General features: G+C 39.8%; 18 protein-coding genes. 13 read left to right on the top strand and 5 right to left on the bottom strand.

The window, feature by feature from the left end; all coding sequences use genetic code 11:
• Nucleotides 1-67: 67 nt before the first annotated feature.
• The 3 genes from pth to B3297_RS12820 all read right to left on the bottom strand — a co-directional run bounded on the left by pth (nt 68) and on the right by B3297_RS12820 (nt 2,688).
• Nucleotides 68-631, bottom strand: coding sequence for an aminoacyl-tRNA hydrolase (gene pth, locus B3297_RS12830; RefSeq protein ID WP_070561240.1), 564 nt, complete (start codon nt 629-631; stop codon nt 68-70).
• A gap of 80 nt (nt 632-711) precedes the next feature.
• Nucleotides 712-1,308 (bottom strand): 50S ribosomal protein L25/general stress protein Ctc, encoded by a 597-nt coding sequence (locus tag B3297_RS12825; RefSeq protein ID WP_046672756.1) that lies wholly within the window; start codon nt 1,306-1,308, stop codon nt 712-714.
• Nucleotides 1,309-1,731: 423 nt separating this feature from the next.
• Nucleotides 1,732-2,688 carry a ribose-phosphate pyrophosphokinase gene (locus B3297_RS12820; RefSeq protein WP_046672755.1) on the bottom strand — a complete coding sequence of 319 codons (957 nt, stop codon included), beginning with the start codon at nt 2,686-2,688 and terminating at the stop codon, nt 1,732-1,734.
• An 810-nt stretch (nt 2,689-3,498) separates the two neighbouring features.
• Between B3297_RS12820 and B3297_RS12815 the strand changes: the two genes are divergently transcribed.
• The 11 genes from B3297_RS12815 (at nt 3,499) to B3297_RS12765 (ending at nt 19,997) form a co-directional block, all read left to right on the top strand.
• Entirely contained in the window at nt 3,499-6,513 is a 3,015-nt protein-coding gene (locus B3297_RS12815; protein ID WP_112374862.1) for a DUF2723 domain-containing protein, read from the top strand.
• Between the two features lie 148 nt (nt 6,514-6,661).
• A complete protein-coding gene (locus B3297_RS12810; protein ID WP_236560287.1) occupies nt 6,662-8,062 on the top strand; it encodes an APC family permease in 1,401 nt (466 codons plus the stop codon).
• A gap of 246 nt (nt 8,063-8,308) precedes the next feature.
• Nucleotides 8,309-8,872 (top strand): bifunctional pyr operon transcriptional regulator/uracil phosphoribosyltransferase PyrR, encoded by a 564-nt coding sequence (pyrR, locus tag B3297_RS12805; protein WP_112374861.1) that lies wholly within the window; start codon nt 8,309-8,311, stop codon nt 8,870-8,872.
• Nucleotides 8,873-9,054: 182 nt separating this feature from the next.
• On the top strand, nt 9,055-9,993 hold the full coding sequence (locus B3297_RS12800) for an aspartate carbamoyltransferase catalytic subunit (protein ID WP_046672752.1): 939 nt from the start codon (nt 9,055-9,057) through the stop codon (nt 9,991-9,993).
• Nucleotides 9,994-10,374: 381 nt separating this feature from the next.
• On the top strand, nt 10,375-13,413 hold the full coding sequence (locus tag B3297_RS12795; protein WP_115046620.1) for a tetratricopeptide repeat protein: 3,039 nt from the start codon (nt 10,375-10,377) through the stop codon (nt 13,411-13,413).
• 6 nt (nt 13,414-13,419) lie between these two features.
• Nucleotides 13,420-15,162 carry a TonB-dependent receptor gene (locus B3297_RS12790; RefSeq protein ID WP_046672750.1) on the top strand — a complete coding sequence of 581 codons (1,743 nt, stop codon included), beginning with the start codon at nt 13,420-13,422 and terminating at the stop codon, nt 15,160-15,162.
• A gap of 41 nt (nt 15,163-15,203) precedes the next feature.
• Complete coding sequence (locus B3297_RS12785) at nt 15,204-16,646, top strand: SPOR domain-containing protein (protein ID WP_112374859.1); 1,443 nt, start codon at nt 15,204-15,206, stop codon at nt 16,644-16,646.
• Between the two features lie 31 nt (nt 16,647-16,677).
• A complete protein-coding gene (locus tag B3297_RS12780) occupies nt 16,678-17,385 on the top strand; it encodes a MotA/TolQ/ExbB proton channel family protein (protein ID WP_112374858.1) in 708 nt (235 codons plus the stop codon).
• The gene (locus B3297_RS12775) at nt 17,385-17,795 is read left to right on the top strand and encodes an ExbD/TolR family protein (protein WP_286778990.1); all 411 of its coding nucleotides are present in this window, start codon (nt 17,385-17,387) and stop codon (nt 17,793-17,795) included. Before B3297_RS12780 ends, B3297_RS12775 begins: the two co-directional genes overlap by 1 nt.
• Before the next feature lie 58 nt (nt 17,796-17,853).
• Nucleotides 17,854-18,681 carry an energy transducer TonB gene (locus tag B3297_RS12770; RefSeq protein WP_046672747.1) on the top strand — a complete coding sequence of 276 codons (828 nt, stop codon included), beginning with the start codon at nt 17,854-17,856 and terminating at the stop codon, nt 18,679-18,681.
• Nucleotides 18,682-18,692: 11 nt separating this feature from the next.
• Nucleotides 18,693-19,997, top strand: a complete 1,305-nt coding sequence (locus B3297_RS12765; RefSeq protein ID WP_112374857.1) for a bifunctional folylpolyglutamate synthase/dihydrofolate synthase — start codon at nt 18,693-18,695, stop codon at nt 19,995-19,997.
• 113 nt (nt 19,998-20,110) lie between these two features.
• Here the strand turns inward: B3297_RS12765 and B3297_RS12760 are convergent, their stop codons facing one another.
• On the bottom strand, nt 20,111-21,130 hold the full coding sequence (locus tag B3297_RS12760; protein ID WP_046672745.1) for an asparaginase: 1,020 nt from the start codon (nt 21,128-21,130) through the stop codon (nt 20,111-20,113).
• Nucleotides 21,131-21,142: 12 nt separating this feature from the next.
• Nucleotides 21,143-21,910 carry a TatD family hydrolase gene (locus B3297_RS12755; RefSeq protein WP_112374856.1) on the bottom strand — a complete coding sequence of 256 codons (768 nt, stop codon included), beginning with the start codon at nt 21,908-21,910 and terminating at the stop codon, nt 21,143-21,145.
• A gap of 363 nt (nt 21,911-22,273) precedes the next feature.
• Between B3297_RS12755 and B3297_RS12750 the strand changes: the two genes are divergently transcribed.
• Nucleotides 22,274-23,668, top strand: a complete 1,395-nt coding sequence (locus B3297_RS12750) for a TolC family protein (RefSeq protein WP_236560286.1) — start codon at nt 22,274-22,276, stop codon at nt 23,666-23,668.
• Between the two features lies 1 nt (nt 23,669).
• The gene (locus tag B3297_RS12745) at nt 23,670-24,626 is read left to right on the top strand and encodes an HlyD family secretion protein (RefSeq protein WP_159333412.1); all 957 of its coding nucleotides are present in this window, start codon (nt 23,670-23,672) and stop codon (nt 24,624-24,626) included.
• Nucleotides 24,627-24,637 lie beyond the last annotated feature (11 nt).

Here is a 24,637-nt window from a genome sequence, read left to right as displayed (position 1 = left end):
CAAGGTCGATACAATAAAAGCACAAGAGTTACACAGGAAAAAGCCGATATATTCGGCTTTTTCTGACTTATTTTGTATTCAGATTTGTCATCGTCAGCTCGATGCCGATATTGATAAAACTCTGGATCATTTTAACAGAATGGTCAATTAAAGCCGGTAGTTCAGCTTGTTCCTCTTTGTCAAAAGGACCTAGTACATAATCGACTTGTCTACCTTTTGGGTAATTATCGCCAATACCGAAACGTAAGCGCGGATAAACCTGTCCGCCACAAAGCTGTTCTATGGATTTAAGTCCGTTATGACCGGCGCTGCTTCCTTTGGGTTTCATGCGTAGCGAGCCAAATGGAATGGCCAGATCATCTACAATCACCAATACATTCTGAATTGGAACTTTGCATTGTTGCATGTAGTAGTTGACGGCCTTGCCACTTAAGTTCATGTAAGTTGTAGGTTTAATCACAGTAACATTGTGCCCCCGTTGCTTAAATTCGCTATAGTAGGCCAACTTGAGCAAGGAGAAACTGGCGCCAGCCTGTTTAACCAGCTCGTCGGCAACCATAAAACCAATATTATGTCGTGTATCGGCATATTCACTGCCAATGTTGCCTAATCCAACGATAAGATAATTCATGCTGCAAAAATAGAAATTTAATAAACAAAAAAAGCACCGAATTTCGGTGCTTTCTGTAGTATTTTAAAATCTTGCTCAGATTATTTTTTACCACCTTTAGATGCTTTAGCAGCTTCTTGTTCAGCTTGACGCAATGCACGAGACATGATTACTGATACGATTGTATCATCAGCATTGTTCAATACTTTTGCGTTTTCCAATTGAATTTGACCTACACGAACTGATTTACCAACTTCTAAAGATTCCATTGGTACGGCAATTTCTTGTGGCAAGTTTGCTGGTAATGCTTTTACGCGTAAATTACGTAATTTTTGAACTAATTTACCCCCCATTTTAACACCTGGAGAAGTTCCTGTTAATTTGATAGGGATATTCAATGATACTTCTTTATCATCAAATAATTCTAAAAAGTCAACGTGTGTAACTAAATCAGTTAATGGGTGGAATTGTGCGTCTTGAACGATAGCTCTTTTAGTTTGACCGTCAATGTTTAATTCAACAATGATTACGTCTGCAGTGTAAAGAACTGGTTTCAAATCAGCTGCGGATACAGAAAGAGCTGTTTGCTCTGTACCACCGTAAAGTACTGCTGGTACTAAACCTTGGTAACGCAATTCTTTTGCATCTCTTTTCCCTACGTTCTGTCTTACAGAACCGCTAATAGCAATTGATTTCATCTTTTAATTTTTTATAAATTTGAGGTGCAAAGATAATCTAATTTCTGATATTATCAAAAAAATACGATTGTTATTGGTTCGAGAACAGGCACTTATTCAAGGTCCTTAATCTTTCCATGTCTATGAACAGACCTATTCAACGCTACTTGGTTTAGCCTAATATATGATCAAATTAATATCAACCCTTATATTAAAACCGGTATAGAGCTCGTTTAACAGGGAAATAACAGGGGGTNNACCCCCTGTTATTTCCCTGTTATCCCCTTGTAATCCCCCTTTAAATCCCCTGCTAATATAGGAATTGAGATAAATCAATTGTTAACTTGTGTACGAGATAAAAAAGCTATAAAAAAAAAGACCTTGGCCACTGAGCTGAATGCTTTCTGTACCAAGGTCCAATATCTAGGATCTAAAACGCAAAGATTATTCTACTTCAAATAAATCAGAGATTGAAGAGTGTTGATTTACACTGGTGATTGCTTTTGCAAATAAATCAGCCGTTGATAATACTTTAATTTTAGTCGATTGTTTTGCTTTTTCTGGATCCAATTGAATGGTATCTGTTACGATCATTTCTGACAATACCGAGTTTTCAATTGTTTCATATGCCTTTCCGGATAACACTGCATGTGTACAAACGGCTCTTACGGATTTTGCACCATTTTCCATGATAAGTGCTGCTGCTTTTGAAAGTGTACCAGCAGTATCACAGATGTCATCGATCAAAACAACGTCCTGACCTGTTACGTCACCGATGATAGACATCGATTCGATTTCGTTTGCACGTTTACGACGTTTGTCACAGATAATAACTTCTGCATTGAAAAATTTAGCAAAGGTACGCGCTCTGTATGAGCCACCCATATCTGGGGAAGCAATCGTTAGGTTCGGAAGTTTTAACGATTTGATGTAAGGGACAAAAATGATAGAACCATCCAAATGGTCAACAGGGATATCGAAAAAACCTTGGATTTGTGCTGCGTGTAGGTCCATTGTCATGATACGGTGGATACCAGCTGCAGTCAACAGATTGGCGATCATTTTTGCGCCAATAGCAACTCTTGGTTTGTCTTTTCGATCTTGTCTTGCGAAACCAAAGTAAGGGACTACCGCTGTGATATAATGCGCTGAAGCTCTCTTCGCTGCATCTGTCATCAATAATAATTCAAAAAGATTGTCGGTAGGTTGGTTGGTAGATTGGATGATGAATACATCACTTCCGCGAACTGATTCATTGTAGAATGGTTGAATCTCACCGTCGCTAAAACGCGATAATGTTTTGTCTCCTAGTGGTTTCCCGTAAGATTGTGCGATTTTTTCGGCTAGTTCTGTAGTGCCAGAACCTGCAAATAGTTTAACCGTGTTGAATTGCAAAGGCATGGTTTTGTATATTTATGTTGGGTTATTGTATTGTCGTTTATTCAATATTTTTATTCCCTTACTGTTTTTTAAAGTTAAACATTAAAAAAAATGGATTGTTTTCACAATCCATATACCTTAACTTTAAAAGTTGTCCGACCTGGATTCGAACCAAGACAAACAGAACCAAAAACTGTCGTACTACCCTTATACTATCGGACAATGTCTCTAAAAAGTCAACGTTTCCGCTTTTCTCTTTTTGACGACGCAAAGATAGAGATTTGTTTTAAAAATCAAAATGTAAATTTAAAAAAATCTAAACCCTTTTATAAATAATAAGCCTTGCATATAACGCAGAAAAGGCTTGCATTTGCAAGCCTTTTCTATTGTTTGTTGTCCGACCTGGATTCGAACCAAGACAAACAGAACCAAAAACTGTTGTACTACCCTTATACTATCGGACAAACAATTCAAAAGTGATTGCTATCGTGATGATGTCGTTCACATTTGATGATGCAAATATACGGACTATTCTTATTTCTGCAAATAAAAATGAACTCAAAAGTGTATTAGGGCTGATTTTCAAAGAAATAATTTTTGTTTGCTCCTGAAAATTCAGTGTGCTAACCTTTTTTTTCGGTAAGGAGATCCCATCAACACGTTGTAAAGTGTACAAGTATACTTGGACGTGCTTTCTTTGTCGCCAATATTAGATCGCGTAATGAAATTTTTTCAATTAATATGTGTTAAAAAATCAGAATAAAGTTCATTTCTTATTAACTTATCCTTATTTTCGAGCCGTATTATAATACTTTTTACAGTTATCATTTTATGAACTATACTAAAATCAACAATCTTTTAGGATGGATATGTGCGCTAATAGCAACATTAGCGTATGTCATGACTGCCGAACGATCGACGAGCTGGTGGGACTGTGGCGAGTTTATCGCTTCAGCCTTTAAACTTCAAATTGTGCACCAGCCAGGAGCACCTTTATTCTTAATGATTCAAAATATATTCTCAAACCTTGCCGGTGGAGATGTTACACGAATTGCGTTCTGGATGAATGTAGGATCGGCGGTATGTAGTGGTCTGACCATTTTGTTTTTATTTTGGACAATTACAGCTTTAGCAAAGAAAATCGTTGTAAAGGGTGTTGATGGATCATATACATCAACCGATTTAATCAAAATATTCGGCTCGGGCGCTGTTGGTGCATTGGCTTATGCATTTACGGATACCTTTTGGTTCTCAGCGGTAGAGTCCGAAGTATATGCCATGTCTTCTTTATGTACGGCGGTTGTATTTTGGGGAATTCTAAAATGGGAAAACCACGCCGATGAAGCTGGTTCAGATCGTTGGTTGATCTTTATCGCTTACGTGATGGGGCTTTCTATAGGTGTTCACTTATTGAACCTTTTGGTGATCCCGGCAATAGCTTTGGTGATCTATTTTAAACGTTCGAAAACAGTCACGTCATCAGGAGCCATCAAAGCTTTCTTGATCGGTGTCGTTGTTTTGGCGCTCATTTTATGGGGTATCATTCAATACACCGTTAAAGCGGCAGCCTATTTTGACCTGTTCTTTGTGAATAGTCTGGGAATGGGCTTCGGTACTGGATTTAACTTATTCATGATTTTAGCGGTGGCTCTTTTCGTATATGGTATCTGGTATTCAATCAAAAAGGTCAAACCGATGCTAAATCTGATCTTGATCAGTGCAGCATTTATCATTTTTGGTTATAGCTCTTTTGCCATGATTATGGTACGTGCAAAAGCAAATCCGACGTTAAATAACAGTGATCCAGATAATGCATTTTCTTTTGTAAGTTATCTTGGTCGTGAGCAATATGCAAGTGAGCCTCTTTTAAACGGACCTACATTTGATGCGCAGGTAGTTGATGCCGAGCCGACGTATACGTACAGAAAAGACAAGGACAAGTATACAAAAGTGGAGAACGGCATGGATTATAAATACGATAAAACCATGTTTTTTCCGCGTGTCTACAGTTCACGAGATCAGGGACATATTGAATATTATCGTGATTACTTAAAAATCCCGGAAGGACAGTCGCCGACTTTTGGCGATAACCTGAAATTCTTTTTCAGTTATCAGATTGGACACATGTACGGACGTTATTTCTTATGGAATTTTGCAGGCCGTCAGAATGACCAACAAGGTCAAGGATCATTCACAGAAGGTAATTGGATTTCAGGTGCTAAACCTGTAGACCAAATGCATGTCGGTGGACAAAATGCCATTCCAGATTCATTGAAGACTGATCCTTCGAATAACAAATATTATTTCTTGCCTTTGATCATCGGTCTAATCGGTGCCTTTTGGCATTTTGGAAAGAGACAACGTGATGCGGGAATTGTGGGGTTGTTGTTTTTCTTTACAGGATTAGCAATTGTTTTATATTTAAATCAAAGTCCGCTTCAACCGCGGGAACGTGACTATGCGTATGCAGGTTCTTTTTATGCCTTTGCCATCTGGATCGGGCTTGGGGTTTTCGCTATCGCGGATTATTTAAGCAAAAAAGTGGATGGTAAAGTAGCGGCCGGTGCTGCTACAGTTGCTTGTTTATTGGGTGCTCCGGTATTGCTGGGCTTCCAAAACTGGGATGATCACGATCGTTCGGAGAAAACAACTGCACGTGATTTAGCGAAAAACTATTTAGCATCTTGTGCACCGAATGCGATTTTATTTACTTACGGCGATAATGATACCTATCCTTTGTGGTATGTACAGGAAGTTGAAAATTATCGTCCAGATGTACGCGTGGTGAACTTAAGTTTATTGAGTTCGGACTGGTATATGCGCCAGATGAAGCAAAAAGTGAATCAGGCCGAAGGTTTACCGATCAATATCGATGACGAAAAATTCAAAAAAGGCGTTCGAGAAGTGCTTTATTATCAGGATATGAAGGTTCCCGGACATGTGGATCTGGATTTGATCATGCAGATTTTATTGTCTGACGACCAGAAGAACAAATTGGAATTGAGAGGTGGTAAGTTTGAAAACTTCTTGCCAACCAAAAACTTTAGCCTTCCGGTGAATAAAGAATCTGTTCTGAAAAATAATGTCGTTCCTAAAGCTTGGCAAGAATCTATTGTCGATACCATGAGCTGGACCTACAATAGAAATTATATCTCTAGGGCAGAATTATCAATCTTAAACGTATTGTTGAATAACGATTGGAAACGTCCAATTTATTTTGCGGCAACAGTTCCAAATGATAACTACCTTGGTTTAGATAAATATCTGGTCCAAGAGGGCTTTGCACTGCGTTTAATGCCGATTGCAACTCCTGCCGGGGCGGAAGGTACATTGGTTGATACACAGTCTGCTTATAAAGACATTACTACGAAATACCAATGGGGTAATATGGCACATGCTTCTTACCTGGATCCTGAATCTTACCGCATGATTACCATGATTACAAATACGGTAATGGGCGGTACAGCGACACAGTTGATGATGGAAGGTCATAAGGATGAGGCGCGTAAAGTCGCTGTTGAAACCTTTGAGAAAATGCCAAAACGTGTTTATTTGATGCGTGATATTTTAGGCTATATTCCAATTGTCAATGTGTTGTATGAAACTGGTGAAACGAAGCGTGCAAATGAAATCGTAAACCGTAATCTGAAGTTTATGACCCAAAACATGCGTTGGTATCAGGATATTGCACAAACGAAGCCTGAGCTGGAATATTCAAATATAGGTACAGCATTACGTGCTTTGGGTGCCTATAAGAGTATCTTGGCCTCTACCTCGGAAAAACAATTGCTACAGCAAGTGACCGATTTAGAAAAATCGTATAAACAACAGTATGGTGTTGAGTAACAATTAGAGACATCATTTTAACCGAAGGAGCTGCCCTTTACTACAGGTATTCGAAAGGAAAAACACTTTTTGATGCGATGTAGGAAAGGGCGGCTTTTTTTTGATTATTTTTTCTTAGCTTAACACCATATAAAACCAACCTTAAGTTATGATGAAACGTCAATTAAAATTGTGGGATGCAGTTATGCTGGTCATGGGGTCGATGATCGGAAGCGGTATTTTTATTGTATCGAGTGATATGATGCGGCAGCTGGGATCCGGATATTGGTTGGCGATAGTTTGGTTATTGACCGCATTAGCAACTGTTGCGGCGGCAATCTGCTATGGCGAATTGTCGTCTATGTATCCGAAGGCTGGGGGACAATATACCTATCTGACAGAAATATTTGGGAAGCCAATTGGCTTTTTATATGGCTGGAGTTTATTTACAGTTATTCAAACGGGAACGATAGCAGCTGTAGCTGTAGCCTTTGGTAAGTTTACAGCCTACCTTATTCCGCAGTTAAATGATGCAGCGCCGCTATTTCAGCGTGGAGAGTTTAAGATTACCTGGATACAGATTGTCGCTATGGGTGTTATTATTCTCCTGACCTTTATCAATACAAGAGGGATCAAGAGTGGAAAAGCTGTTCAATCTTTCTTTACTTCAGCAAAAATCATTGCGCTGGTTTTACTGATTTTAGGCGGTCTGTTCTTGATTAAGGAAAATCATTTTTCAGAAAATATGGCTTATGGCTGGGATTCTTTTCAAAATTTGAAAGGTGCTGGCTGGTCGCAGATCTCGGGGGGCGTACTGATGGGGGCATTAGCTGCTGCAATGGTAGGTTCGGTATTTAGTAGTGTGGCCTGGGAAAATGTAACGTTTGTTTCCGGAGAGATTGTCAATCCGCAGCGTAATGTTGTTCGGGCATTGGTTATCGGGACGAGCTTGGTGATGTTGCTCTATATAAGCTGTAATTACATTTACCTAGCGGCATTAAATAGAGAGGAAATTGCTTTTGCGGCAAATGATCGTGTTGCCATAGCGGCGGCTGAAAAAATATTAGGACATACGGGCACGATAGCGATGGCGATTCTGGTTATGATCTCGACCTTTGGCTGTGTTAATGGACTTGCGCTGTCCGGAGCGCGTGTTTTTCAGACCATGGCAAAAGATGGATTGTTTCTGAAGCAGGCGATTCCCAATAACAAATATGATGTGCCCGCACGATCGTTATGGCTTCAGGGAATCTGGGCTTCCTTACTTTGCCTGAGCGGACAATATGGCAATTTACTGGATATGATATCTTTTGTTATTGTTATATTCTATATGATTACAGTGCTGGGCGTTATTATTCAACGTATCCGGAGACCGGATTTGGAACGTTCCTACAAAACCTTCCTCTTTCCGATTACACCAATCTTGTACCTGTTGATAGGTACCGTATTTTGTGTATTATTAATTATCTATAAGCCACAATATACCTGGCCAGGCTTTATACTTGTATTAATCGGTGTACCAGTGTATTTTTTTGCACGGAATAATAAACGTGCCGAGCTAGATGAATAGTCGCTACCTATAGCATTTCGATGTTATGGAATTTGCTGTAAATGGTTGGCAATGCGTATTGTATATAACTTCAAAATCTGGTAATGTGCTGGAATAATGGCTTTGTAAATTTCCCGGAAAGGAAGATAATCTTTGTTTAAATCACTTTTTGTTATTGTGCCAGTTGGATGCAAATATTGAAATTAATTGCCCTTCAAGGCTTCGTTTTTGTTAAAAAAAGTGTAGCTTTGCTCAAACATTCCCATAATGAAACAGTCGATTTTATTAGACGGACCAAAATTTCAAATCACAATTCAAAGACTATGTCGTCAATTGATTGAGAATCACGGTGATTTTTCAAATGCTGTCGTCATAGGTATTCAACCCCGAGGAACTTTCTTAGCGAGACGCATCGTCAAAGAGCTTGAACAAATGATCGGAAAAGAGATTTTAGTTGGCGATTTGGATATTACCTTTTATCGCGATGACTTCCGTACGAAAGGGAATACTGGTCCAATCTTAGCAAATAGCACAAATATCAATTTTATTGTAGAAGGTAAAGAGGTGATCTTTATAGATGATGTCTTATGGACAGGACGTACTATTCGTGCGGCAATGGATGCTGTGCAGGCATTTGGCCGTGCAAGAAGAATAGAATTGCTTGTTTTGGTCGATCGCCGGTTTTCTAGACAGATCCCTATTCAGCCCGATTATATCGGAATACAGGTAGATTCTATTGATTCACAAAAAGTAATTGTTAACTGGAAAGAATCAGAGGATCAGGATAGTATTATCTTGATTACAGAAAAGAAGGCGTCAGCTAGGGATTAATAGCGGTGTCATGACGATACTGAAGGTTATTGTTGACCTTTGGAAACAGGCACTTTCAATAAAACCTTCATGACTTCGCAGACGCCAACAGCAATGAAAGCAAACTGAAGGTTCTTTCTGGCCAATAAGATCAGACACTTTCAGAAAAAAAATGATTAGTAAATATTTGAATATACTATAAAATGTCATCTGTAGCAGAACAATTAAGTACCCGCCATTTATTGGGGATCAAAGATCTAAATGAGAACGATATCCAATTGATCCTGGATACAGCAAGTAATTTCAAAGAGGTATTAAATAGGCCAATTAAAAAGGTTCCGTCATTACGGGATATTACGATTGCCAACGTGTTTTTTGAAAATTCTACACGTACACGCTTGTCTTTTGAACTAGCTGAAAAGAGGCTTTCTGCGGATATCGTGAATTTTGCAGCATCCTCCTCTTCCGTAAGTAAGGGGGAGACACTCATCGATACGGTGAACAATATTCTGGCCATGAAGGTTGATATGATTGTAATGCGACATCCCTATGCTGGGGCTGGGGTATTTCTAAGTAAACATGTTGATGCACAGATTGTCAATGCAGGTGACGGAGCACATGAACACCCTACACAAGCTTTGCTTGATTCATTTTCAATTCGTGAACGCTATGGCGATGTAGCTGGTCGTAAAGTAGCTATTGTTGGGGATATCACACATTCACGCGTTGCCTTGTCGAATATCTTATGTCTTCAAAAGCAAGGTGCTGAAGTGATGGTTTGTGGTCCGACCACATTAATTCCTAAACATATTACCTCATTGGGTGTAAAGGTAGAGCATGATTTGAGAAAAGCGCTGAACTGGTGCGATGTTGCAAATATGTTACGGATTCAATTGGAGCGTCAGGATATTGCCTATTTCCCTTCCTTAAGAGAATATTCCATGCTATATGGATTGAATAAAGAGATTTTGGATTCTTTAGAGAAGCCAATTACAATTATGCACCCCGGACCAATCAATCGAGGGGTCGAAATCACATCGGATGTCGCGGACAGCGAACATTCAATTATTTTGGATCAGGTTGAAAATGGTGTTGCTGTGCGCATGGCTGTCTTGTATCTACTAGCAGGGCAACGCGGATAGTTGAAATTGGTTTCGCCCTGCGTTAATGCACGTGGGAGACTAAATAACACTGTTTTCTAATGCTACAATAGTATGCCTGACTTTATTTTTTGTCGGGCATATTTTTTGTGCAAAATTTCCGTTATAATACAGGATTATTCACAGATGTTAATAACTTTTGTGTAAAATAGCTCAATTAAAGTATAATTTAGTAATATGAATAAAACTATCTCCCTAAGAAGTGGAGATTTGAATTGATTTTCAATAAATTTGGGGCTATCTTAAAGCCTTTCATGGCTGAGAAGCTTTTGATAAATTCGCCGGTTAAAGCAAATTTATCGCGGGTTGGAGGGAGATTCATTTACATTTGCAGATAAATAACATATTAAGGTTTCACATATTATGTATAAGAAGATTTACCAGGTGGGAGTTGCATTAACCGTTATGGCGACGCCAGCATTAGCGCAACAGACAGAATGGCAACAAATCAACAAGGCGTACAAAACAGGAATGGAATTGTATGAACGCGGAAAATTTAGTTCTGCTTCAGCCCAATTTGACCGTGTTGAAGCTTTGCGGACAAAATCCAACTTGCAATTGGACGAAACAGAGGAACTTTCTTTGTTGAAAGAGAACGTACGGTATTATCAAGCAGTTTGCGCACTGGAATTGGGCGAATCTGATGCCGAAAACCGTTTTCTGAAATACATTAAGGATTTCCCTGTCAGTGCAAATGCTAAAGCAGCTTATTTTCAAATCGGTAAATCCTATTATGCTAAAAAAGATTATGTTAAGGCCTTAGAGTGGTTTAATAAGATCGATAGCAAAAATTTAGCAGGTAAAGAAAATGTAGAATATCGCTTTAAATATGGATACGCTTCCTTTATGACTAAAGACTATAAAACGGCGAAACCATTATTTGAAGGATTGAAAGATCAAAAAACTGAATTTCAGGAAGCTTCCATCTATTATTACGCGTATCTTTCTTACTTAGACGCCGAGTATAAAACGGCGTTGAATGAATTTGAGCGTTTGAATGGATCCAAACAATTCGAAAATAGTTACCCCTATTATATCACTGCTTTGTATTTCTTGGATAAACGCTACGACGATGTATTGGATTATGCATTGCCAATTTTGTCGCGGACAAAACAAGAAAATGAAACAGAGATGTTCCGTATTATAGCGGCAACATACTTTATCAAAGGTGATTTAAAAACATCAAAAGAGTATTACGATAAATTCCAGGCACAAGATCAAGGTAAGACGCAGAATAATCAGGATAGCTACCAAATCGGTTACATCGCTTACAAATTGAAGGATTACGATAAAGCGATCACGGAATTGGAAAAAATGACCGAGCCTGACGCTTATTATCAGTCTGCGATGATTACCCTAGGTGATGCTTTCTTGAAGAAAGGCAATAAGCAATCTGCGCGTAATGCATTTTTCCGGGCTTCGAAATTGGATTTTGATCCGGCAATGCAAGAAGAGGGCTTATTCAACTATGCTAAGCTTTCGTATGAGTTGGAATTCCACCAAGTGGCTTTGGCTTCTACACAAGAATACTTGAAAACGTATCCAAAATCGAAACGTTTGGAGGAAGCGAAAACTTTACTTGCTGAAGTATTGTTGAGTACAAAAAACTACCGCGAAGCAGTTGATATTTTGGAATCTATCCCTAAACGTGGAAAAGAAGCAAACGCAGCTTATCAAAAGGTAACCTACTACAGAGGTTTGGAATATTATAACGAGCGTGCTTTTGAAAATGCAATTTCCCTATTCATGCGCTCCGAAGAGTTCCGTTATGACGAGGAAATTTACGCTTTAGCCACCTATTGGAAAGCGGAAGCCATGTACGAAGTTCGTAAATATGGTGAAGCGGTTACAAATTTCAATAAATTCTTACGCTTGCCGGGAGCTAGCAAAACGGATGTGTATGGCTATGCCAATTATGCGTTAGCCTATGCGGCTTTCCGTAATGGTAACTACAGCACGGCGGCAAATTACTTCGAGCGTTTCTTAGCGTCTGGTGGTTCGAAAGGAATTGAAATGAATACACGTAATGATGCAATTGCACGCTTAGGTGATTCTTATTTCTCTTCGAAAAACTACGGTAGAGCATTAACAGAATACAATAAGTTAATCTCTTCTAAAGCTCCTAGCCAGGATTACGCTTTATTCCAACGTGGTATTATTCAAGGATTACAAGGGGATAACAATGGTAAAATTTCAACATTGAATGCTGTTATTGCGCAATTCCCGAGTTCGAATTATGCCGACGATATTGCTTTTGAGATTCCTTATACACGTTTCTTGATGGGAGAAAGTGATCAGGCAATTGCAGGCCTTCAAACAATGGTTGAAAAATATCCGCGCAGTAGTTATGTGCCACGTGCTTTGGTGACGATTGGTCTGGTTCAATATAATCAAGATAACAATGATGCTGCATTGGCAACTTTCCAACGTGTAGTTGACCAATATGCATCAACAGATGAAGCAAGACAGGCCATGCGTTCCATTGAGAACATCTATTTGGACAAAGGCGATGCAACAGGATATATCAAATATGCAACGGGAACAAATTTAGGTGACGTTTCGAAATCTGAACAAGATTCACGCTCATTCTCGACTGCGACGACTTTATTCTCCAGAGGTAATTATCAAGGGGCGGTGGAAGCTGTAAATGCATATTTCGACAAATTCCCGAAACCAAATCAAGAGAAATATGCACGTTTTGTTCGTGCTGAAAGTAACGCAGCTCTGGGTAATACAGAAGATGCATTACATGATTACAATATTATCTTGAATGACTGGACGTCTCCTTATACAGAACGCACGTTGATTTCGGTTTCCAATTTATATTTGAAACAAAAGAAATATAACGAAGCGACACAGTTGTTGAAAAAACTGGAGCTTACTTCTGAGTATAAGGCTAACTATGGTTTCGCAATCAATAACTTAATGGTCTCTTATTTTCAGATTGGGGATTATAAAGAAGCCTTAAATTATACCAATGCTGTCAAGAATTACGAGAAGTCTTCGGAAGAGGAGATCGCAAATGCCTTCTTGTATGCCGGCAAATGTTATGTGAAGCAGAATAAGAAAACTGAAGCCATGAAAGAATTCAGTTTAGCAGCATTGAAGAGCCGTACCGTCTTCGGTGCAGAAGCAAAATACAATGTTGCAGTGCTTCAATTGGAAAATAAACAATACGATGCTTGTATTAAGACAGCTATGGATCTATCTGATAATTTCTCTTCGTACGAATATTGGGTAGCGAAAAGTTTTATCACTATGGCAGATGCTTATGCAGGTAAGGGGGATACTTTCCAAGCAAAAGCTACACTTGAATCGATTGTGGATAACTATGATGCGAAAGATGATATTTTGCCAGCAGCAAAAGAACGTCTAAATAAATTGAACAACAAAAAGAAATAGGATACAATGAAGAAGTTGCAAAATAGAAACGTGAAGAAATATACTTTAGCAGCGCTTTTGATGGGCGTGGGATTGAATTCTTTTGCACAGGAAACAGGCAAGAAGAATGATCCTGAAAAACCGGTCACTATCGATTCTTTTGATGTTGTTCGTGATTATAAACCAATTCTTGCGGATGCTGTAAAAATCCGCCGCAGTCCGGATATGACCAACAAACGGGAATACCAACCCAAATTGTCCTACAACAATATTTTGGACAAGAAATTGGATATCAATACGGGGTTGAAACAATTGAATGTACAGGAGATTCCTTTTGCGCAACCTTTTGAGCATAGTAGCAACTATGTCAAATTTGGTATCGGTAACTATAACAGTATATTGGGAGAGGCTTATTTAGCTTCTGAGCAGTTTGAAAACACACGATTTGGCTTATTTGCAAAGCATTTGAGCCAAAAGGGTAATATTGATGGACAGAAGTTCAGTACACAGGATATCGGTATCTTTGGTCGCCGTGTATTGGATGCCGTAACCGTTAAAGGTACCATCGGATACAATCGTTATGGAACGAATTTCTATGGTCAGACTTTTGACCAATCGGGAACAACTTTGTTGAATACAACTCCGGATAAACAGACCTTTACAGATATCTATTTGAATGGAGAGCTCTCAAGTAATGTGGATCCGAAGAATGAGCAGGCATTAAGCTATTCCGCAAAAGTTGATGGCTATTTGTTTAAAGATGCCTACAAAGCCAAAGAAAATTCGATCGCATTATCCGGTTATTTGAATAAGCGTTTAAGTGCATTCAATGTTGGGGCAAATTTAAGCGTGACAATGAATAACGTGAAAGATAGCGCTGAGGTAAAAAATCATTTGGCGGTTATCAATCCATATATTCGTTTTAAGGGCGACAACTATAACGTAACCTTGGGTGCGAATTTAACTTCTGAATTTGGCGATAGCTCAAGATTCAATATTTTCCCATCGGTGGAGGCTGATTTTGCATTGGCACCTGAATACATCTCTTTGTTTGCCGGGATTAATGGTGGCGTAAAACAAGCTTCTTTCCGTAGTTTCGCTAAAGAAAATCCGTATTTGGCTCCTAACGCTAAAATGATCAACTCGATTGAGAAAATGAATGTTTATGCAGGTTTAAAAGGAAATGCCGGTGCAACATTTGGTTATAAAGTAAAGGTATTCTACAAGCAGATTGAAGGACTGCCTTTATTTAAAAATAGTGCATTTGGCGATAGTCAAAATGGTTATGTGCCTTGGGCTTTTGATGTCGTTTATGATGGCGTGATCAATAAGGCTAAACATATGGGATTGGAAGGAGAAATCAATGTACGTCTTTCACAGCTGGTTAATCTAGGCGGAAAAGTGTATATAGACGATTATAAATTGAGTGATGAGGAAGAAGCATGGGGCTTGCCCAAATTCCGCATGCAAGCTAATGCACGCTTCAATATTTCCGATAAATTTTTCGTAGATGCTGAACTTTCTACACAAGGCAATACCTATGCATATATTTATGATTATAACACAGATGGCAGTCGTATTGCCAACAGTGGGCATAAGGCAACAATAGGTTCATTTGCTGATCTTAATGCGGGCGCAGAATACCGAATCAAAAAACAATTTGGTATTTTCGTCAAAGCAAATAACATTTTTGGAAAAGAATACGAACGTTATATGTATTACCCAAGATTGGGCTTTAATGTAATTGGTGGTCTTAATTATTCGTTTTAACGAATTAAGATTATAAATTTGCATCTTAAACATAGTGCGCGATGAATCTAGGCAAAAACATCAATAGTTTATTAAAACGTTATGCGGAAGTATACGTGCCCGGAATAGGTGTGTTCAAACGAATTCATTCTCCGGCTCAGTTCGATAAACAAAATAATGTGTTTTTGCCACCAATTTCTTATGTTGAGCTGGACTACTCTGCTCAACATGGGTTTAATATTGTTCATTATATCCAACAGCAGGAAAACTTGGGCCTAAATCAGGCACAACAGATCTTGTCGGAAACTGTTGAGAACCTGCGGGCTGATTTGGGGCAATTTGGACAGGTCAAATTGGATGATCTTGGCTTATTGATTAGTTATGGCGCAAGTTTAGTCTTCAAACCCTTGGATCTATCTGGATTCGATTTCCAGCCCGTTACAAATCTTGTTGCACCAGAGATTGAAACAGTCGTTTCTTCTTTGGAAGAAGCGAAAGAAGAAGAACTTACGAACTTAGCTGTTGAAGATGACCCTGTTGTTGAAGAAGATCCTGTAGTGGAAGCTGATCATAACATAGAGCCTGTCGGGGAGTCTATTTCGGATACGGCAGATGATCAAGACGAAACGATCGAGGTTGAAGAGGAAACTGAAACAGCACACGAGCCGGCCGTTGTAAAGGATCCTGTATTGAATGAGACTGTACAGGAAACTGAATTGGCAAATGATCTTAATGATGATGAAACCGAAGAATCTCCATTAACAAAAGAGGAAACGGAGGAGCTTGAACCTGTGGAGGCAGCTTTGATAGCTGGTAGTAATCAATCGGTTACTCCAGAGGAAGAAATCACTTCAAAAAAAGAAATCGGTGCTATTGCGTCGGCTAACGCCAATTCGGCATATGCACCAAATATCTATGAGGAAGAGCCGCGTAATTCAAATGCGATCTGGTATTGGATGACTGGAATTATTGTGCTGGCAATGGTTGCTGTTGCGGTCGTTTACACCAATCCTGCATTAAAGGATTCGTTATTCGGGTCGACCAAACCTGTCGTAAAGACGGCAGATACCCTTGTTCAACAAAAGCCGATCATACCTGCTGATACCTTGTCCAATACGCAAGCCGATAGTTTAAAGCAAGTCGATTCATTGGTTAAGCGTAATGTAGCCGATTCTGTTAAAAAGACAGCTGCTGTACCAGCGACCAATGCTGCAGCAAAACCTCCGGTTCTGGAAGCAAATCCTGTGATTAAGGAGTCCATTCCTGTTGCTCAACCGCGATACCAGGTGGTCATTGGATCAGCAAAAACTATGGCAAGCGCCGAGCAGGAGGCACAACGTCTTCGTGCGATGGGCTATAAAACAGCACGGGCAGTTGAAGGGAAAAATAAAAAAGATAGAAAGAAAATTATCTTAAATACCTACATGACAAATGAGGAAGCACAGCTTGCGAAGAAGTCGGTACTCAATAAAATTAAGGATGCTTGGGTAGAAAAGATCTTATAAAAGTTAAAACTATATAAAACTATTAATAATTATGTCATTAGTACAAGATACAGCACGGGTTGCTGTGGATTCGTTTAATCAAGCTGCACAACAACCATTACCTGCTGCTGCGCCTACAGAAAACATGAGTTTGATCGATATGATGATCAAAGGGGGATGGATTATGGTTCCAATCTTACTGTTGTTCTTTATTGGATTGGTTATCTTTTTTGAGCGTTATTTGACGATTCGTCGTGCTGCAAAATATGATAACAGCTTAATGTCGCAAGTAAAGGCAAATGTGTTGTCGGGGAACTTGGATTCAGCGTTAGCTGTAGTTCGTTCAAGTAACTCAGCTTTGGGACGCATGTTGCAAAAAGGCTTATTGCGTGTCGGCAGACCGATCAAAGATATTGAAGGAGCGATCGAAAACGTGGGTAAATTGGAAGTTGCCAAGTTAGAAAAGAACATCAATATTTTGGGTATTATTGCTGGTATTGCCCCTATGCTTGGTTTCGTAGGTACAATCTTTGGAGTAATTAAGATTTTCCACGACGTGGAATTAGCAGGTGGTATTGATATTGCTTCTGTATCTGGGGGACTATATGTAAAAATGGTATCGTCTGCATCAGGTCTTGCGGTGGGTATCTTAGCTTATTTAGGCTACCATATCCTGAATATGATGGTGGAACGATTGATTTTACGGATGGAAACGGATGCAGTAGAATTTATTGATTTATTGGATGAACCCGGAAGATAATGAACTTACGAAGTAGAAAAAATAAACCATCTGCGGAAGTACATACTTCAGCGCTGAATGATATCATGTTTTTCCTGATGTTATTCTTCCTGTTGGCTTCTGCAGTTTCTAATCCGCAAGTGGTGAAGCTATTGTTGCCAAAGTCAAGTGCGGGAGAACAATCTGTTGCTAAAAAGACCGTCACGGTATCGATTACAAAAGATTTGGGCTATTTTATTGATAAAACACCCGTTCCAATTGAAGGATTGGAGGCTGCAATTCAATCCCAAACGGCTGCAGGCGAGGAAGTGACAATTATGCTCTATGTCGATAATACGGTTCCTATTCAAAATGTTATTTCTGTTATGGATGTAGCTAATCGATTGAAGATTAAAGTGGTATTGGCAACAGAACCCAAAAAAGATAAGTAAGAATAATTAAACTTTTTGAGAGTTTATTGTTCATATGTTAATATAGGAGATTAATGCGATGAGATATCATCTTCAACATGAAGAAAATAATTTCCCCAAAGCGCTGGGGATATCGACTCTAGTCATGGCATCGTTGCTCTTGATTGGTTTTTTTGTTGTTTTTAAGGCACAGGCTCCGGATGAATATGGAATGGGGGGAATGATCGTTAATTATGGGACATCACCCGAAGGTATGGGGGATGACTATATGAGCGTTGAGGAACCTTCTGTAGATCCCAATGCGAATAATGAGCGCCCAGACCGTATCGATCCTGTCGAAACACCTACCCCAACTCCAACGCAACAAGTTGCGGAGAAGGCAGTCGCTACGCAAGATCTGGAAGATGCTCCTGCGGTAACAAAAACCGAAAAAAAGGTAGTATCAAAGGCGCCTGAAACCACCAAAGAAGTGAAGGAAGTGGCTCCGCAGGCAAACGCTAAAGCACTTTTTAAAGGGAATAAAAATAATGGTAAAGGAGCTGGTGATGGTACAGGAACAACACCTGGAAATCAAGGTTCCAAACTAGGTGATCCTTTAGCAAGTAATTATGGCGAAGGAGGATCTGGAAACGGTAACATGATGTTGTCTATTGAAAACCGAAGCTTTACGCAACGGCCAAGTATCGACGACAATGGACAGCAAGCAGGAAAGGTTGCTGTGGAGTTTAGAGTCAATAAGCAAGGGGTTATCACCTATGCGCGTGCTGGTGTAAAAGGAACGACGATCACCGATCCATCGTTATTGGAGAAATGTGAGCGTGCTGTACGTGGCGCTAGGCTAAACCAATTGCCGAATGCTCCCGACTCACAGACGGGACGGATTGTGTTCAATTTTAGATTAAGATAAAAATCATTCACATGAATGCTTATAATGAGGCAATTGAGTATCTGTATACTCGATTGCCTATGTTTACAAGGGATGGCGCCTCTGCCTTCAAAAAAGACCTTGACAATACCATCAAACTTTGCGCTGCGTTGGACGACCCACAGCGAAAATTCAAAACTTTACATATTGCTGGCACAAACGGAAAGGGATCTACCTCCCATATGTTGGCCGCTATTTTGGCCGAAGCAGGCTATAAGACCGGTCTCTATACTTCACCACATTTACTGGATTTCAGAGAACGTATTCGTGTCAATGGAAAGTTATGTGAGCAAGAATTTGTTGTCGATTTTGTCAATACCCATCGCGAGCTTATAGAAGAAGTCAGTCCATCCTTTTTCGAAATTACTGTAGCCATGGCTTTTGATTATTTCGAGAAGAAAAAGGTTGATATCGCTGTCATTGAAGTCGGCCTTGGCGGGCGTTTGGATAGCACCAATATTATTCAGCCTTTGCTGTCCGTAATTACCAATATCGGTTTTGATCACATGAATCTTCTCGGTAATACACTGGCAGAAATTGCTGCGGAGAAGGCGGGAATTATCAAAAGAGATACACCTGTCGTTATTTCGGAATATGCCGAAGAAACGGCTGCTGTGTTTGTGGATAAAGCAGCGATGGAGCATGCGCCGATACAATTCGCTTCTGACAAGTATGAGACCAAGATGCTGGCAGTCGACCAAGATTATTTAACAGTGCAGGCTATTGATCCTAACGGTCATCAAGCAACATATCAGCTCGATCTTAAAGGCTCTTATCAGGTGAAAAATCTTGCCGGCGTGTTATTAGCTGTGGATGAGTTACGTCAACTGGGCTTTGAGATCAGTGATCAACATATTCATCGCGCGCTGAAAAACGTGCAAACAAGTACAGGAATTCAAGGGCGGTGGCAACAATTGTCTAAGGATCCATTTATCATCTGCGATACAGGGCATAACGAGGACGGAATTCATGAAGTGCTCAAAAATTTGGCGACAACGGTTTATGATAAATTGCACTTTGTGATAGGGGCAATGCGTGATAAGGATTTATCCCATATGTTGCCTTATCTGCCGAAGGATGCAATCTATTATTTCTCCGCTCCGGATATGCCGCGTGCAATGCCAGCGGATGTGTTGCGAAAAGAAGCTTTGGAATTTGGTCTAGTTGGACTCGATTATCCATCCGTGGAAGCCGCGTTTGATGCAGCAAAAGAGGCGTATCAGCAAGGTAACCTAATTTTTGTTGGCGGAAGCAATTTTGTTGTTGCGGAAGTGCTGGCTAGTTTGACGCACGACTAGGAATATCACCTTTTCTCGCAAATAAATCTGCGGGAGGAATTCATAGAAATTGATCATAAAAAGGGAGCTGCATGACGTGCAGCTCCCTTTTTATACTTTTGTACCGTTGGTCATTAGTCATTGATTGTCAATTCACCACGAATATCCTTTTCAATCCAATAGGCGACTTCTTTTTGATCTTCTAACTCACCTTGAAGATACATCAATTTAGTTACTGCCGCTTCAAATGTAAGGTCGTAGCCATTGAGCACGCCGATAGATTTAAGTCCTTGTGAAGTCTCATAACGACCTAATTCAACAGACCCTACTTTACATTGTGAAATGTTGAGGATATTTTTACCTTGTTCAATGGCTTCCTTCAATAAATCCAGAAACCAGGTGTCGGTGGTTGTATTGCCCGATCCAAATGTTTCCATAACAATGGAGCGGACATCGGAATCCAGGACTGCTTTGATAGTTTGTGCAGAGATTCCCGGAAATAATTTTAATACAGCTACCCTGTTGTCCAGTTTGGTATGTAGGATAAATTCTTTATCAATATTATTTAATAAAGCATCTGTATTGTATTTGAGGTGAATACCAGCTTCGACCAATACAGGATAATTTGGCGATCTAAAGGCCTCAAATTTGGCCGAATTATATTTAAATGAGCGATTGCCGCGGAATAATTTATTGTCGAAAAGAATACATACCTCTTGGATAATGGAGATGCCATCCTGCTTCGCCGAAGCGATTTCCAACGCTGTCATCATATTCTCCCTGGCGTCCGTTCGGATCTCACCGATAGGTAGCTGAGAGCCGGATAAAATGACCGGTTTTTGGAGTCCTTCCAACATAAAGCTCAGTACGGAGGCCGTAAAAGCCATTGTATCGGAACCGTGTAGAATAACAAAACCGTCGTAATTCGCATAGTTATCCTTAATAATTTGTGCCATTTCAATCCATATTTCAGGCTTCATGTTGGATGAATCGATAATAGGTTCGAAAGAGTGCACGGTCAGCTTATAGTCTAAGCGACTTAAATCAGGGAGATTACGTTTGATCAATTCAAAGTCGAAAGGAACGAATGTTCCTGTTTCATCTTTAACCATTCCAATGGTCCCACCTGTGTAGATAATAAAGATATTATGCATTGAGTTTTGAAATTATATACCAAATATACGTTTTGAATTTTCTGTTGTGATTTCGGCGACCTTCTCGACGGAAATCTGATGCAGATCAGCTACTTTTTGAGCGACGTAAACCAAATAGCTGCTCTCATTTTCTTTACCGCGGAAAGGGACAGGTGCCAGATAGGGTGCATCGGTCTCAAGAACGATATGCTTCAAGTCGATTTCTTTAACGACTTGATCTAAGCCCGCTTTTTTAAAGGTAACGACCCCGCCAATACCAAGGGCGAACCCTAAATCGATCGAATGATGGGCCTGCTCCAGGCTGCCCGTAAAGCAGTGCAGAACGCCAAACAGTCTGTCGTCGTGGAGTTCTTCCAATAATTCGAACAATTCAGTAAAGGCTTCCCGACAATGGATATCGATTGGTAAATTTAATTCTTTAGCCCATTGAACCTGAGTTCGAAAGGCATCTTTTTGAATTTCAAGCGTGCTTTTATCCCAATAAAGATCCAGCCCAATCTCACCTATGGCATGGACTTTGTTTGTTTCCAAGCTCTTTCGGATGGTTTCTAACTCTTCCACATAGTTTTCCTTTACGTCGCAGGGATGTAATCCAAGCATGGGAAAACAATGTTCTGGATAAGCTGCTACGGTATCAAATACAGGTTTTATGGAAGCGCTATTCACATTCGGCAAAAAAAGGCGTTGTATGCCATTATCAAAGCAACGTTGTAGATGTTCTTGCAGTTTTTCGGTTCCTGCATGGTAATAAATGTGTGTGTGTGTATCTGTAAGCAACATAGTTTTCTGCGTGGAAGCAGTGGGTTAGGGTAAAAACTTGTTTTTATTATTATCGAATAAAGTGGTAGACTTAATTACCAAAATTTCAATTCGATCTCCAAAGATAACTTATTAATTAGCAAAAATGAAAATTAATACAGGATTCCTTCGATTGAGATGAATTCCTTTTTCGTATCTTGGAAAACGCCATTAGGAGGAGGACCGCCCCTTCATGCCATGAGGACAGTAGTAACGATTATTATTGCCCCTTGGAAAGATAGGTCGTAATAAAAAGAGTCAGAAGTCAAACATACCGTAAGATTTACTGTTAAACAGATAAAAGAGGCGGTTGTTGTCCTATTTTTATAAGAATAAATGAATCATATGATGAATAAGAGGTTATGCCTGGGTTTGTTGACTTTGGCGTCGGTTATGTTTATAAACAAACTACATGCGCAATCATTGATTGACCCATCGGTAAAAGACATTATTCAAAAAGCCTTTCAGACAAATAAAGAATTGAAATTGAAGGCTTACGAAGTCGATAAAGCACATCTGGAAGCTGATGGTGTTAAAGCAAATCGGTTGCCGCACGTCTCCGCACTCGGGCTATACGGTTATGTACATAGCAATGGGAGTATTGATATTCCTACAGTTAATATTCCTTTGTTGAACCTAGGCCTGTTTGAAGGAGCAACAGGATTTAGTATGCATGGGCAAGCTGCTTATGCGGGAGTGTCTGTAAAGCAGATTATCTTTTCCGGATTACAGATTCCGAATGGAATAAAAGCATTGCAGGAGAAAGCTGCGGCACAACAATATTTAGAATCGGCCAGTCGAGAGACACTCTCTAAGGATATTATAGCATCATTTGATCAATTAATGTTGTTGGATGAGGTGGATAAATTAATTGTAGATTCTGAAAAGCGATTAAAAAAAGAACAGGAAAAAGTGAATAAAGCGATTCAAAATGGACTTGCAATACCTTATGATAGAGATAAATTGAAATTGGCATTACTGGAATTGGAAGAGAAAAAGGTAGAACTTTCTGGCAATCGGGATTTGTTGTGCCAAAAGATCGAACAAGAAACTGGCGTGTCTTTTCAGGAGGTTGGTGGAATTCATTATGGACTTAAACCTATATTTTTGTCAGAGCTACCACGTGATGTCGAACAAAGATCCGAATTGAAAGCGCTAGATGCTTCTTCAAAAGCGTATGAATATCTGTATAAAAAAGAAAAGGGGGGAGCTCTTCCTGCTGTCTTTGCCTTTGGATCTGCAAACTATCTGAATGTTTTCAATTCTAAACTCACGGTGAAAGACCAACCCCTGTTTGGTACAGTCAATTTGCCACTTAATTCCATCAAGGGAAGTCCCAATGTCATGGTCGGCGTAGGGGTTAAATGGGATCTCTATACCGGCGGGGAACATCACAATAAGATTAAGCAAGTCAAACTCGATCAACATATCAATACGACCAAGCGGGAAGATACGCAGGAAAAGTTAAATCTATTATTGAGCAAGAATACAGTCACCTATACGACTGGCAACCAAAAGTTGAAAGTGGGAGAACAGCAGTTGAAAGTTGCCGAAAATAACCTTTCTATGGCTGTTAAACAGTATCAAGCCGGCTTAATAGATGTTACGGAGTTGTTGGCTGCTGAAAACGATTGGTACAAAGTTAATTTGGGTTATTTTAACAATGTATTGCAGCAACGTACTGCTGCGGTCGAATTACTACATACATCAGGAAAATTATTACAAACTATACATGAGTAACATGAAGAATTTATATGGGATATTATCGCTGTTTATTTTTGTTTCTTGTACAAATCAAGTGAAGGAGAAGCCTATTGAAGGTAAGGTGGAGCGTGAGCAGGTGACGGTTGTGACAAAGGTCCCGGGAAAAATTGCGAAGCTTCTGGTTGAAGAAGGGGACTTTGTGCATGCGGGTGATACCTTGGCTATTTTGAGTATTCCCGAAGTGGATGCTAAAGAAGAACAGGCAAAAGGGGCACTACAGTCTGCTGATGCACAATATAACATGGCAGTCCGGGGCGCTACGAAAGGACAACTCGTGCAATTGCAAGCGAAGGTAGATGGACTTAAGGAACAATATGAATTTGCGAAAAAATCTATAGGTCGGTTGGATGCCCTTCTGCAGGACAGTCTTATTCCACAACAAAAGTACGACGAGACCTACGCCAAATATCAGGGAGCCAAAAATCAATATCTTGCAGCACAGGCTGAATTAGCTGAAGCAAGGGGTGGGGCTAGACAGGAACAGCAGATTATGGCCTTGGGGCAAAAAGAACGTGCACTTGGAGCGATCTCTGAAGTCAATGTTGCTGCGCAGGAGAAATATGTCATTGCTCCACAGGACATGAGTGTGGAGACGATTAATCTGAAAGTCGGTGAATTGGCGATGGCTGGTTATCCCATTATAAATGGTTTCCTCGATCGATCGACCTATTTTAGATTCACATTGCCCGAAAATAAAATGGGGAAACTTCAAAAAGGAGAGGTCGTGGAGGTAGAAATTCCTTATTTGAATCACAAAAAGGTTAAAGCGAAGGTGATTAGTATTAAAGCCTTAAATTCGTATGCAAGCATCGCCTCAGCTTATCCTGATTTCGATCCGCAACAGGCTGTATTTGAATTGAAGGTTATCCCTGAAGATGCTGCCGGTAGCAAAGATTTGTTAACAAAAACGCTTGTGGTTCTCCATGCGAATTAAAGAGCTTGACT

Source organism: Sphingobacterium sp. UBA3519 (assembly GCF_002377215.1).
GTDB classification, from domain to species: domain Bacteria; phylum Bacteroidota; class Bacteroidia; order Sphingobacteriales; family Sphingobacteriaceae; genus Sphingobacterium; species Sphingobacterium multivorum.
This window is presented reverse-complemented; position numbering and strand designations above follow the sequence as displayed.

Coding starts and splice junctions, on each gene's coding strand:
- pth (WP_070561240.1), bottom strand. CDS start 631: ATGAATTATCTTATCGTTGGATTAGGCAACATTGGCAGTGAATATGCC.
- B3297_RS12825 (WP_046672756.1), bottom strand. CDS start 1,308: ATGAAATCAATTGCTATTAGCGGTTCTGTAAGACAGAACGTAGGGAAA.
- B3297_RS12820 (WP_046672755.1), bottom strand. CDS start 2,688: ATGCCTTTGCAATTCAACACGGTTAAACTATTTGCAGGTTCTGGCACT.
- B3297_RS12815 (WP_112374862.1), top strand. CDS start 3,499: ATGAACTATACTAAAATCAACAATCTTTTAGGATGGATATGTGCGCTA.
- B3297_RS12810 (WP_236560287.1), top strand. CDS start 6,662: ATGATGAAACGTCAATTAAAATTGTGGGATGCAGTTATGCTGGTCATG.
- pyrR (WP_112374861.1), top strand. CDS start 8,309: ATGAAACAGTCGATTTTATTAGACGGACCAAAATTTCAAATCACAATT.
- B3297_RS12800 (WP_046672752.1), top strand. CDS start 9,055: ATGTCATCTGTAGCAGAACAATTAAGTACCCGCCATTTATTGGGGATC.
- B3297_RS12795 (WP_115046620.1), top strand. CDS start 10,375: ATGTATAAGAAGATTTACCAGGTGGGAGTTGCATTAACCGTTATGGCG.
- B3297_RS12790 (WP_046672750.1), top strand. CDS start 13,420: ATGAAGAAGTTGCAAAATAGAAACGTGAAGAAATATACTTTAGCAGCG.
- B3297_RS12785 (WP_112374859.1), top strand. CDS start 15,204: ATGAATCTAGGCAAAAACATCAATAGTTTATTAAAACGTTATGCGGAA.
- B3297_RS12780 (WP_112374858.1), top strand. CDS start 16,678: ATGTCATTAGTACAAGATACAGCACGGGTTGCTGTGGATTCGTTTAAT.
- B3297_RS12775 (WP_286778990.1), top strand. CDS start 17,385: ATGAACTTACGAAGTAGAAAAAATAAACCATCTGCGGAAGTACATACT.
- B3297_RS12770 (WP_046672747.1), top strand. CDS start 17,854: ATGAGATATCATCTTCAACATGAAGAAAATAATTTCCCCAAAGCGCTG.
- B3297_RS12765 (WP_112374857.1), top strand. CDS start 18,693: ATGAATGCTTATAATGAGGCAATTGAGTATCTGTATACTCGATTGCCT.
- B3297_RS12760 (WP_046672745.1), bottom strand. CDS start 21,130: ATGCATAATATCTTTATTATCTACACAGGTGGGACCATTGGAATGGTT.
- B3297_RS12755 (WP_112374856.1), bottom strand. CDS start 21,910: ATGTTGCTTACAGATACACACACACACATTTATTACCATGCAGGAACC.
- B3297_RS12750 (WP_236560286.1), top strand. CDS start 22,274: ATGATGAATAAGAGGTTATGCCTGGGTTTGTTGACTTTGGCGTCGGTT.
- B3297_RS12745 (WP_159333412.1), top strand. CDS start 23,670: ATGAAGAATTTATATGGGATATTATCGCTGTTTATTTTTGTTTCTTGT.